The sequence below is a fragment of the Chryseobacterium sp. HMWF035 genome, assembly GCF_003094695.1.
GTDB lineage: Bacteria > Bacteroidota > Bacteroidia > Flavobacteriales > Weeksellaceae > Chryseobacterium > Chryseobacterium gambrini.
In genome coordinates, this window is the sequence record NZ_QEHP01000123.1 from 1 (window position 1) to 11,579 (window position 11,579).

An 11,579-nucleotide genomic window follows, 5' to 3' on the forward strand; every position below is an offset into this window, starting at 1 on the left:
TTTTGATTATTTCATATTTTAACACCAAAGAGTGAATAATCAGGACATAATATACCTTTTAATCACTTCTTAATGAAGAAAAATATAGAATTTATTCTATAGAAAATCAGCTTTAAACAGCAGTAAAACAATGATTTTAATTTTTTCTGAATTTTTATAAAATTCGTCTTTTAATAAAAAACATCACAAAAAAATGAATAAAACACAATTTATCACACTGTGTTGAAGAAAAATGCGCGCAAATACTGATGGTTTCAGGCGCTTATAACGCTGTAAAATACAATAATTATAACATAATAGAAAATATAAATATTAATTATTTATGAACTTAATAACAACAATTATTTACTATTAAATTATAAATTCATTACAATAAAAATTTATGGGGACATTATATATAAATAGCTTTTTCTTTTTTAAACTCCTCATTTCTGACAATTAAATGATCATCATAGAAAGATCTTCAACATCGTATAAAGTAAAGTGCCAAACAGAATCTGAAACCAGTTTATTCTTAAAATAAAAGTTTATGAAAATTTTAACAATCAGAAAAAAAATTAGGAATAGTTCTTGTTTAATCATAATCACACAAACAAAATATCACATTATGAACAATTCAGAATACAACAAAGCAGAAAACGCAGTAGATAACACAAAAAACTCGTTAAAAGATGCGGCAGACAATGCAAAATGGAAGGTAGAAGAATTGGCAGACAGAGCCAAAGATTATATCAATGAAAAAAGAAACAGTGATGAAGAAGCAAAACAGGAAGACTGGCTGGACAGAGTAAAAAACAATTTTGCTGATGCATGGGATGATGTGAAAGATAAAGCCAATGATGCGTGGGAAAAAACGAAGGATGCTGCTGAAGATGTAAAAGCAGAATGGAACAAGAAAACGAATTAAAATTTCAGTCATATAAATATTTTCAAGAAAAACGGAGTCTTTTTACAGAAGGCTCCGTTTTTTATTATGTACTAAACACAAATATTGCTACATTTGTATAATAATAAACATTAAAAAATTATGTCATACGGTTTACTTAAAGGCAAAAAGGGAATTATTTTTGGAGCCCTTAATGAACAATCGATCGCATGGAAAGTTGCAGAAAGATGTCATGAAGAAGGTGCTGAATTTATTTTGTCTAATGCTCCTATTGCTTTGAGAATGGGAGAACTTAACGGTTTAGCAGAGAAAACAGGATCTGAAGTAATTGGTGCAGATGCTACTTCTATTGAGGATCTTGAAAAACTTTTTGATGCTGCTGTTGCCAAATTCGGTAAAATCGATTTCATCCTTCACTCTATCGGAATGTCCATCAACGTGAGAAAAGGAAAACATTATACAGAAATGAACTACGACTGGTTGGAAAAAGGCTGGGATATCTCTGCGGTTTCTTTCCACAAAGTAATGAGAGTGGCTTGGGAAAAAGACTGTATGAACGAATGGGGAAGTATTTTGGCGCTTACTTATATTGCGGCTCAGAGAACATTCCCGGATTATAATGATATGTCTGATAACAAAGCCTATCTTGAAAGTATCGCAAGAACATTCGGAAATTACTGGGGTGAAAGAAAAGTACGTGTAAACACAGTTTCTCAGTCTCCTACAATGACGACAGCGGGAAGCGGCGTGAAAGGTTTTGGAGGTTTCCTTGGATATGCAGAAGATATGTCTCCACTAGGAAATGCTACGGCTCTTGAATGTGCAGACTACTGTGTAACGTTATTCTCTGATCTTACGAAAAAAGTAACGATGCAGAATCTTTTCCATGACGGAGGTTTCAGCAGTTCGGGGGTTACTCAGAGAGTGATCAGTAAATATGATACTGAATAAAGATTGAACTTATTATAAATATAAACCAAAGTATTACTTACTTTGGTTTTTTTGTATTGTAAATTATAATGAAAAATATTGCACAAACATTTATTGTATTATCTATTATTCTTTTTAGCTGTACAAAAGAAAAGGAAATAAAAAAAGAACTTCCCGTTCAGAAAAAGGTAATTGATATTAAAATGCTAAAACATATCGAAGTCGGTCTCACTGAGAATTTTGAAAAGCTACCATTGTTGGATTTTACAGAAATAACTAAAGAGGAATACAAAAACCTGAAAAGCACAGCAAATACAATCACAAATTCTCCATTGCATGAAAAAGATGATAATTATGTTTTGGAAATAAATAATAGAATCTTGCAACTAAGGTCATTAGCCAATACATTAAAAGAAGGAGAAACACAGTATAAATATTTAGGATTTTATCCGTCTTTAAATATATATGCTTTTTCAGCAAATAGCATAGGTGATGGTTTAGGCTTTAGTGAACTTAATCTGATTAATGCAACGAATTCCTATGTATACAGCATTGTATCACCTGGCGATGATACAGTGGAAAATCCTGTTATTTCTCCTAATACAAAATATTTAGCATATTGTTACAATTATATTTATAATAAAAATAAAAGTTTTTTGGGTATTCTGAAAATTAACAATAATCAAACATTTATTGAATATCGGAGCTTTTCTTCAGATTATTTTGATATTAAAGAAATAGTATGGTTGGGTGACGATTATATTGGAATAAAAGTAACCGATGATGACTCAAAAACGTTCAAATATTATAAAGCAAATTTATCATTTACTAATAATAAAAGTTCCAATCTATCAAACATTGATGGGAATTATAATATCTATATTGAAACAGAAGCCACCTCTACAGGTATGGCCTCAATAAGTTATTCATTTACAATAAAAGACAAAGAAGCTATATTGAAAACAAATACGTATCATGAATCTATACGATGTAACGGAAAATATGTTATAAAAGAAAACAACAATATTTTAGAGTTATATTATAATGATACTGAAGAAGAGTGTAAGTCTGATTCTCCTGTTTTTTATATTAAGAAAGAAGGAGCAAAATATTATATAAAAGGAGTTGGAGGTGAAGCGACTTTCAACGAATGGATTTTATTAGAAAAAGAATAGGCTCATATCGGAATAAATTATTAGAATTTTGGAAAAACAAAATCGGCGGCATCTTCGATGCCGCCGATTCTAAATAATAAAATGTTAATATGAAGTCTATAAAATTACAGTCTGTATAGAATGTGCAGGAGCAGATAATTTTGCAGCCATTCCTTCAATCCAGAGATTCGTCTCGATGGTATTGTCTGTATCGTTCATGATTACGGTTACCAACTGTCCGTTTTCATTCATAAAAGTGGTTGAGGTTAAAGCAGCTCTGTTTGAAGAGGTTCCTATTCTTCTTGCATTGGGCTTTACAAATTTCGAAACGTGTCCTACATAATAATATTCATAGGTATAATGAAGCTCTCCGGTTTTGGTATCTGCAATGATCGGTGCAAAACAGAAATTTCCAACATGGTTTGGACCGCCTGTTTCATCCAGAAGAACATTCCAGTCTGTCCATAAAGCCGTTCCTTTATTGAAATCGTTGATCATATTCCTTCCGTATAATTCGCCTAAACTCACTTCATAAATTTTAGACATATCAAACTGCTCTTTGCAGCCTTCTGTGAAAGCTAAAAACTTATCCGGAAATGCTCTTTGGGTTTCCGTCAGATTATCGAAAAGCTGGGTTTTGTTGTTCCATGTTTCGTACCAGTGATAACCGATTCCTGAAGCATATTTAGAAGTTTCAGGGTCGCTGAGTGTGGTGGTTGCTCTCTGGTAAATCAAATCACGGTTATGATCCCAGATCATTACTTTTTTATCCTTGAAACCATTTTTCCAAAGAGTCGGACCTAAATTATTTTTAAGGAACTCCCCTTCTTCTTCCGCCGAATAAATACACGATTCCCAGCTTTGCGTTGCCATCGGTTCGTTCTGAACGGTAAGTCCCCAAACATTGATTCCTCTTTTTTCATATTCTTTAATGAACTTTACGTAATAATCTGCCCATGTTTGGTAAAAAGCGTTTTCCAGCCTTCCTCCTTTCAGCATATTTTTATTTGATTTCATCCATGCGGGCGGACTCCAAGGTGAGAAATAGAAGGTAAAATCTTTTCCAATTAATTTTTGTGCTTCTTTGATCATCGGAATTTTATACTTTTCATCATGTGCAACATTAAATGATTTTAAAGTATTGTCATTTTCCTGAACGTAGGTATAGGAATCACTCGAAAAATCACAGGAGTTCATATTGGTACGGACAACCGTGTATCCCAAACCGTTTTTTCCGTAGTAGGCTTCAATAATTTCTTTCTGCTTATCTTTCGGAAGTTTATAAAAAGTTTCTGCGGAAGCATCTGTAATAGCGCCTCCAATTCCTATTAATTTCTGATATTTAAAATCCGGATCTACAAAAATACAGGCATCCGTTTCTTTGGGCTGACCAAATTTTTCGAATTTTACCGTGCCTTTGTCAACCATCTTTTCGTTGGCTGCCGAGTTGGTAAGAAAAACTTTTGCCGTTTTTCCTGTATTTTTCTTCCAGTAATTTTGTGCATTTGCATTGAAAGCCAAACCGACAACCAAGCAACTTACAATTAATCTCTTCATTATTATCTTTCTTATTTTTTATATTAAACCACCCCGTCTCAATTTTCTTTGAAAATTTATCCATCCTTCCAAAGAAGGAAAATTTTAAATGATTCTATTTATTTTCGTAAACCCTTACATAATCGATCTCATATTTCTGAGGAAAAATGGTATCATCAATTCCTTCTTTTCCACCCCAGAAGCCGCCGACTGCAAGATTCAGAATGATGAAATACGGCTGATCAAAAGGCCATGCTTCATACGTTTTCTCTTTGTTTTCATAGGTGAAAAATTTCTGATCATCAATATAAACATCAATTTTTTCCGGAGTCCAGTCTGCTTTGTAAATATGAAACTTTTCACTTGCATCTTTTACAATCAAAGTATCTGTTTTCTGTGTTCCGATGATGTGGTTATACTTCTTTGTATGAACCGAAGCATGAATGTACCCCTGATTAAATCCGACGTGCTCCATGATATCCAGTTCTCCGTCATCGGGCCATTTTTTCATGTTTTCGCTCATCATCCAGATGGCAGGCCATGTTCCGCGACCTTTAGGAAGTTTGGCACGAACTTCAACAGTTCCGTACTGAAAGGAAAATTTACCCCTTGTCAGTAATCTTGCGGAAGTATATTTATTCTTTTCCCAGTTTTCTTTTCTGGCTTCAATGATAAGATTTCCGTTTTCAACTCTTGCATTTTCCGGACGGTTTTTTGTGTAAAACTGAGCTTCATTATTGCCATAACCGTCGCCGCCGACATCATAGTTCCATTTTGAAGAATCGGGTAAGCCTTTGTAATTAAACTCATCGCTCCAGATCAATTTCCTGCGGGAATCAGGTTTGTTAGAAGCACAATGTACTGTTGAAAAAACCAAAGTTCCTCCGATGATGAAATGGAAAATATGTTGAAGTTTTATTTTCAAAGTTTAATGTTTTAGGTTTATATTTTAACGCAAAGATTTATTTTATTAAACAAAATGCTAATGAGCAAAGATTGCGACCAGTCGCTAATAAAACATTATGATAAACGTTAGCTTCATCAAATCAACTTTGTTGATATTCTTTGCCTACTTAAAATCAATAATTCGTTTTCTTAATCTTTGCGTTAAAAAATTCTAGATTAAGATTTAATTATTATTTAATTTATTCTCAACACTTGTCATTCTGAGGAACGAGAAATCTATTTTTAAATGTTGGTCATTTAGATTCTTCACTCCGCTTTGCTTCATTCTGAATGACAACAATATGTTTAAAAGTTAATTTAATTATTTTCAAAGTCTGTCATGCTGGAAGCATCTCTGCAAAAATTATTTAGATTCTTTCAGAATGACAAATTTAACGCTCATTACACTCAGTTTATTTTCAAAGTTGTCATTCTGACGAAGGAAGAATCTCAAATACTGTTTGCAGAGATTCTTCACTCCGCTTCTGAACTGCGTTCGTAGACTTTCTGTCTATGTTCTGAATGACAGCAATATGTCTAAAAGTTAATTTAATTATTTTCAAAGTCTGTCATGCTGGAAGCATCTCTCTAAGTATTATTTAGATTCTTTCAGAATGACAAATGTTGTGTTTAATTAATATCCTTCTAAAAATTTTTCAGCTTTCTACCGCCAAAAGCGGGTTTTATCACGCTCTTAGTAAGTAAAAAATAATATTTATTTTGTCCAATTAATTCTTTTTGTCTGAACATTTTTAGAATCGGTTCCGACCATAATATCGAATTCTCCGCCTTCCCAGTCGTAATTCAACTGATCGTCATAGAACTTCAGATTTTCGGGAGTTAACGTAAAACTGATGGTTTTTGTTTCTCCTTTTTTAATGAATACTTTCTGGAAACCTTTCAGTTCCTTCACAGGTCTTACCACTTTTCCGAATAAATCTCTGATGTACAGTTGTACCACTTCTTCCCCATCGTAATTTCCGCTGTTGGTAACATTTACGCTGATGTTTAATGTCTGATTTCCTTTAAGATTATTTGAACTTAAATTCATATCAGAATATTTAAACTGAGTATAACTTAAACCGTAACCAAAAGGGAATTTCGGATCATTATCCAAATCGATATACGCTGAAACGTAGTTTCTGTCGGTATTGTTTTTTGCAGGTCTTCCTGTATTGTAATGATTGTAGTAAACAGGAATTTGTCCTTCAGTTCTCGGAAAAGTCATCGGAAGTTTTCCGCCCGGATTTACCGCTCCGAAAAGAACATCTGCAATAGAGTTTCCGGCTTCCGTTCCAAGCCACCAAGTATACATGATTGCCGGAATATTGTCTGCTGCCCAATCAAAGACAAGAGGTCTTCCCGCGTTGATCATCAAAACAATCGGCTTTCCTGTTTTGGCAATTTCTTTCAAAAGATCTTCCTGAACTCCGGAAAAATGGATGTTGCTTCTGCTTTTTGCTTCACCGCTCATCGCATGACCTTCTCCTAAAGTCATGATCACAACGTCTGCTTTTTTCGCTGTTTCCACTGCTTCCGCAAACATCGATCTGTCCTGATCATCTACATTTGCGCCTTTTGCATACAGTAAAGTGGAATTTTTATCCAATTGATTTTTAATTCCATCGAACTGCGTTACAATTCTCTGGTTGTCATCTTTAAAAGCCACCGACCAAAATCCGTGGTTGGCAGAAGTTTCTTTTCCGAAAGGACCAATTAAAGCAACCGTTTTTACAGATCTTGAAAGAGGTAAAATGCTTTTCTCATTTTTAAGCAAAACAATGCTTTTTGAGCCAAATTCTCTTCCGAATTTTCTGTTTTCCTGATTGTTGGTCTGTTCCTGCTGTCTTTTTTCACTGCTGAACCGGTAAGGATCGTCAAACAATCCCATCTCGAATTTTTTAACCAAAATTCTTTTTGCGGCATCATCAATCAGCTTCGGATCTACTTTTCCTTCTTTAACTAAATTGGGAAGTTCTGCCATATAAGCGCGGCTTTCCATATCCATATCGCTTCCTGCATTGATGGCTTTTTCCGCCGCTTCTTTATTGTCTTTTGCGTAACCGTGAGGAACCATTTCGCCAATACTTCCCCAGTCTGAAACCACAAAACCTTTATAATTCCATTTCCCTTTTAATAAATCTCTTAAAATATATTTGTTTGCCGTTGCCGGAATGCCGTTGATGTCATTAAAAGAGTTCATGAAAGTCGCCACTCCGGCTTCAGCCGCTGCTTTGAAAGGAGGAAGATAGGTTTCGTTCAATTGTCTTAAACTCATATCAACAGAGTTGTAATCTCTTCCGCCCACTGCTGCTCCGTACGCTGCAAAATGTTTTGCACAAGCCATAATTGCATCCAGATTTCCAAGACCTTTTCCCTGAAAACCACGAATTCTGGCAAGACCGATCTTGGTTCCCAAGTATGTATCTTCTCCAGAACCTTCCATTACTCTTCCCCATCTCGGATCTCTTGCAATGTCGACCATCGGTGCAAACGTCCAGTGAATTCCATAAGCCGAAGCTTCGGTTGCTGCAATTCTTTCGGACTTTTCGATTAATTTTAAATCCCAGCTTGCTGCCTGACCTAAATTCACAGGAAATGTTGTTCGGTATCCGTGAATGACATCCTGCCCGAATAATAAAGGAATTCTCAATCTGGATTTTAAAGCTAATTCCTGAAATTTTCTGGTTTCTTCGGCTCCTGCCACATTAAGCATTGAGCCTACTTTTCCCTGTTTTATTTCATTTAGAACACTTGCAGAATTGGAATTTTGCGGACCTGTTGCGTATTCAAATCCTGAATACTGAACGAGCTGTCCTACTTTTTCTTCTAACGTCATTTTCGACAAAAGTTCTGAAACTTTCTGATCAATTGTCTTTTGTGCGAATGTATTGATTCCAAATGCTGTAACTGCCAATAAGAAATAAACTCTCTTCATTTTAATCTAATTTTAATTATCTGTCCTTTTGTACTACTTCTTCTTAACCTGAAGTTCAGGATGAATTTATTTAACAAAGAACAAAAAGTTTTCAATCATTACAAATTTTAACAGATATATTTGTCTTAAAAAATATAAGTCGCTGTAGAAATTCCCGGCATACTTACCGAAGCTGTCTTCTGATTATATTTTATGTTGAATGCTTTATCTGTAGAGTTGCTGTTCTGAACAATTAATACTGTTTTTCCTGCCGGAGTTTTAAAAGCTACCGTGGAAAGGTTATCTGCCTGTGTAGAAGCAATTCTCTGGGAGTTTGCCGGAACAAATTTTGAAGCGTGAGCAATAATATAATAGGCAACATTTTTGTCGTAACCCGTACTTCCGTTTACGGTAATTGCCCCTTTGCATTGGGTACATCCTCCCGGTGTGTGAGGACCGAATGAAGCATCATTGGCTACATTCCACTCCAAAGCATTTCTGCTCCAGTTTCTCATGGATCCGATAATAACATTTTTCATGTGCCAATCCAAATCTCCTGAAAAAGCACCGGTAGAACTGGTCCACTGTTCAGTAAAATAAACATTTTTATTCGGGAATAGATTATGTACTGTTCCCAAAGCCGAAATATCTCCTGCATACAAATGGAAAGCCGATCCGTCTACGTAAGGATTTGCTGCTGTATCATTTAATACCGCCAAAGGATACGCCGGATTGTCGCAATTGTGATCATAAGCAATGATCTTGGTAGAAATATTTGCCGTCTGAAAAGCGGGACCTAAATTATTCTTGATAAAAGTTGCCTGATCTCCTGCCGACATATACATACTTGGGTTGTTTCCCGGATGTAAAGGTTCGTTTTGCGGGGTGATGGCATCAATTCTGATTCCCTGAGCCTGCATTGCCTGAATGTATTTTACGAAATACTGTGCATAAACCTCATAATATTCTGGTTTCAGACTTCCTCCCATCGTATTTCCGTTGTCTTTCATCCAAACGGGTGGCGACCATGGCGTTGCTAAAATTTTAATATTCGGATTAATCATCAGAATATCTTTCAGCATCTGGATCAAAGCCTGATCTTTGGTTAAGCTGAATTGAGCCAATGTAGGATCAGTCTGTCCTGTCGGCATATCGTCATACGAAAAAACTTCGCTGTTGAGATCCGAAGCCCCAATGCTGATTCTCAAATAACTTACTCCAATTCCGGAAGCACTGAACAGATCATTCAAAAGTTCCTGTTTTTTTGTCGCGCTCAGTTGATTGATTACCTGTACACTTCCTCCTGTAAGCGTATATCCGAATCCATCTATCGTCTGGAATATTTGCGAGCCGTCTACTTCAATGGTGGTTCCGGCTGCTGAACTTCCTGAAAAATAAGAGGTTCCCTGCTGTTGTAGTTTCACTGTCTGATCTCCTTTCGTTAACCACACCTGTACCGGATCTCCGGAAGTGTTTCCGCTTCCGTTTCCGTTGTTTCCTGAATTATCACCATTATTGGCTAAATCCGAAGAGGTACTGCTGCAGTTTAAAAAAGAAAGAAGCGCTACACCGCAAAGTGCAGCACTTCTAAGTACGAAACTATATGAATATTGTAATTTCATATCAATTTAATTGTGTGAAGATTATTGAGTTCTACGGAATTCAACTTTGTCGACACTAGGTCTTTTAATATCCAGGATTTTGTTTAAGAACAGTTCCCGTTAACTCAGTAAAAGGAATTGGCAGAATTTCGTTTTTACCTGCTGTAAATCCTTTAAATGCCAATTTGGAAGATGCTTCTCCCCATCTTACCAGATCAAAGAATCTGTGTCCTTCCCCAATAAGCTCTCTCCTTCTCTCATCTTTCACTGCCTGTAAAGTAACCGGAATTGAGGATAAACCCGCTCTTACTCTTACTGCATCAAGCAATAGTTGTGCTCTCGCTCCTGTTCCATTTAATGCTTCCGCTTCCATAAGATAGGTATCTGCCAATCTGATAAGAATATAATTCTGACGATAGTTCAGTTCTGCCGGTCCAGGCAATGTTGTTTTTTCATCCTGTGTAGGCATATACTTATTTAAGAAATATCCGGAATCCATGTATGCAGGAGAGTAATTTGCTTTCCCTTGTTGTTTCAACAATTTTACATTTAAAATAGAAGCGTCCATTCTTGGGTCTCCCTGCATAAAAGTGAAAAGATTTTCTGTTACGGTATTAAAAGCCCAACCTGCAACAACATCAGGAGCCGTAGGAGATAATCTGCTGTAACCTCGCGGAGCAGTCATCACACAGATTGAGTTTCCTTCATCTCTCCCCTGTCCCCAAAAGCCCCAGTCTGAACTCCCCTGATTGGTGTGCATTACTTCAAGAATAGATTCTGTGGTAAATTTATTATCTGTAACCCAAAGGTCAGCAAAATTAGAGACAAGTTTATAACCATAGGTATTTGACCCTCCCGGAGTTCCGTTTACATCAGCAAATTGTGCAGCAGCTTCCGTTTTCTTGTTTTCATATAAATAAACTTTCCCTAACAATGCTTTTGCGGCTCCCTGAGTAAGTCTGCCTCTTTCGGTTCCGCTTACTGTAGCAGGTAAATTAGGAATAGCAGCTAACAAATCTGATTCTATCTGTGTGTATACTTCGGATGGAGCAGCCTGTGGAATATTATAGTAATCATCTGAAGCTTTAATTTCTTTTAAAATTAGTGGAACATTTTTAAATGTTCTTACAAGATCAAAATAATATAATGCTCGTAATGCTTTTGCTTCTGCTGTAAATCTGCTTTTTACCGCATCACTCATATTAGCCTGAGGAATTTTTTCAATAAGTACATTAGCTCTGGAAATTCCCTGATAATAATCTCTCCAGTAACTTACAGGCATGATATTCGGATTGATCTGGAAGTTTGAGAACCCCTGAATTCCGGCACCATCTGTAGAGCTTCCACCTCCAGCGTAGAAATCATCGGAACCTGCATTGAAAAAAGTGACCATATTTTCAAATCCACCCGCATATTTTCTCAGTACATCGTAAGTGCCTATAAGGGCAAAGAAACACTCCTGCTCATTTCTGAAAAAGTTGTTTGTATCGAAAGCACCTTTGTATTCTACATCTTCAAGATTAGAATTGTTACAAGCCACATTTACCAAGCCTGTTCCTAAAAGTAATGATACTGCTACGGATATTTTATATATTTTGTTTTTCATTTTT

9 protein-coding genes are annotated in these 11,579 nt (G+C 35.9%); 4 read left to right on the forward strand and 5 right to left on the reverse strand.

Annotated features, from left to right (window positions below):
* Window positions 1–607 precede the first annotated feature (607 nt).
* The 3 genes from DD829_RS18390 (at window position 608) to DD829_RS18400 (ending at window position 2,991) form a co-directional block, all read left to right on the forward strand.
* Entirely contained in the window at window positions 608–907 is a 300-nt protein-coding gene (locus tag DD829_RS18390; RefSeq protein ID WP_076390560.1) for a hypothetical protein, read from the forward strand.
* 120 nt (window positions 908–1,027) lie between these two features.
* The gene (locus DD829_RS18395) at window positions 1,028–1,837 is read left to right on the forward strand and encodes an enoyl-ACP reductase (protein ID WP_047375319.1); all 810 of its coding nucleotides are present in this window, start codon (window positions 1,028–1,030) and stop codon (window positions 1,835–1,837) included.
* A 68-nt stretch (window positions 1,838–1,905) separates the two neighbouring features.
* Window positions 1,906–2,991, forward strand: a complete 1,086-nt coding sequence (locus DD829_RS18400; RefSeq protein ID WP_116548018.1) for a hypothetical protein — start codon at window positions 1,906–1,908, stop codon at window positions 2,989–2,991.
* A gap of 96 nt (window positions 2,992–3,087) precedes the next feature.
* Here the strand turns inward: DD829_RS18400 and DD829_RS18405 are convergent, their stop codons facing one another.
* Both DD829_RS18405 and DD829_RS18410 read right to left on the reverse strand, forming a co-directional pair.
* Window positions 3,088–4,527 (reverse strand): glycoside hydrolase family 30 protein, encoded by a 1,440-nt coding sequence (locus DD829_RS18405; protein WP_108410727.1) that lies wholly within the window; start codon window positions 4,525–4,527, stop codon window positions 3,088–3,090.
* Window positions 4,528–4,621: 94 nt separating this feature from the next.
* Window positions 4,622–5,431: a family 16 glycosylhydrolase gene (locus DD829_RS18410; RefSeq protein WP_108411232.1), complete on the reverse strand. Its 810-nt coding sequence runs from the start codon at window positions 5,429–5,431 to the stop codon at window positions 4,622–4,624.
* A 360-nt stretch (window positions 5,432–5,791) separates the two neighbouring features.
* Between DD829_RS18410 and DD829_RS23810 the strand changes: the two genes are divergently transcribed.
* On the forward strand, window positions 5,792–5,953 hold the full coding sequence (locus tag DD829_RS23810; RefSeq protein WP_165796722.1) for a hypothetical protein: 162 nt from the start codon (window positions 5,792–5,794) through the stop codon (window positions 5,951–5,953).
* A gap of 213 nt (window positions 5,954–6,166) precedes the next feature.
* Here the strand turns inward: DD829_RS23810 and bglX are convergent, their stop codons facing one another.
* The 3 genes from bglX to DD829_RS18425 form a co-directional block, all read right to left on the reverse strand.
* On the reverse strand, window positions 6,167–8,389 hold the full coding sequence (bglX, locus tag DD829_RS18415) for a beta-glucosidase BglX (protein WP_116548019.1): 2,223 nt from the start codon (window positions 8,387–8,389) through the stop codon (window positions 6,167–6,169).
* Between the two features lie 125 nt (window positions 8,390–8,514).
* Complete coding sequence (locus tag DD829_RS18420; RefSeq protein ID WP_116548020.1) at window positions 8,515–9,990, reverse strand: glycoside hydrolase family 30 protein; 1,476 nt, start codon at window positions 9,988–9,990, stop codon at window positions 8,515–8,517.
* Between the two features lie 64 nt (window positions 9,991–10,054).
* A complete protein-coding gene (locus DD829_RS18425; RefSeq protein WP_116548021.1) occupies window positions 10,055–11,575 on the reverse strand; it encodes a RagB/SusD family nutrient uptake outer membrane protein in 1,521 nt (506 codons plus the stop codon).
* Between the last annotated feature and the right edge of the window lie 4 nt (window positions 11,576–11,579).

What these genes read in the sequence shown, in the direction of transcription:
- DD829_RS18390 (WP_076390560.1), top strand. Translation starts at nt 608, where the DNA reads ATGAACAATTCAGAATACAACAAAGCAGAAAACGCAGTAGATAACACA.
- DD829_RS18395 (WP_047375319.1), top strand. Translation starts at nt 1,028, where the DNA reads ATGTCATACGGTTTACTTAAAGGCAAAAAGGGAATTATTTTTGGAGCC.
- DD829_RS18400 (WP_116548018.1), top strand. Translation starts at nt 1,906, where the DNA reads ATGAAAAATATTGCACAAACATTTATTGTATTATCTATTATTCTTTTT.
- DD829_RS18405 (WP_108410727.1), bottom strand. Translation starts at nt 4,527, where the DNA reads ATGAAGAGATTAATTGTAAGTTGCTTGGTTGTCGGTTTGGCTTTCAAT.
- DD829_RS23810 (WP_165796722.1), top strand. Translation starts at nt 5,792, where the DNA reads ATGCTGGAAGCATCTCTGCAAAAATTATTTAGATTCTTTCAGAATGAC.
- bglX (WP_116548019.1), bottom strand. Translation starts at nt 8,389, where the DNA reads ATGAAGAGAGTTTATTTCTTATTGGCAGTTACAGCATTTGGAATCAAT.
- DD829_RS18420 (WP_116548020.1), bottom strand. Translation starts at nt 9,990, where the DNA reads ATGAAATTACAATATTCATATAGTTTCGTACTTAGAAGTGCTGCACTT.
- DD829_RS18425 (WP_116548021.1), bottom strand. Translation starts at nt 11,575, where the DNA reads ATGAAAAACAAAATATATAAAATATCCGTAGCAGTATCATTACTTTTA.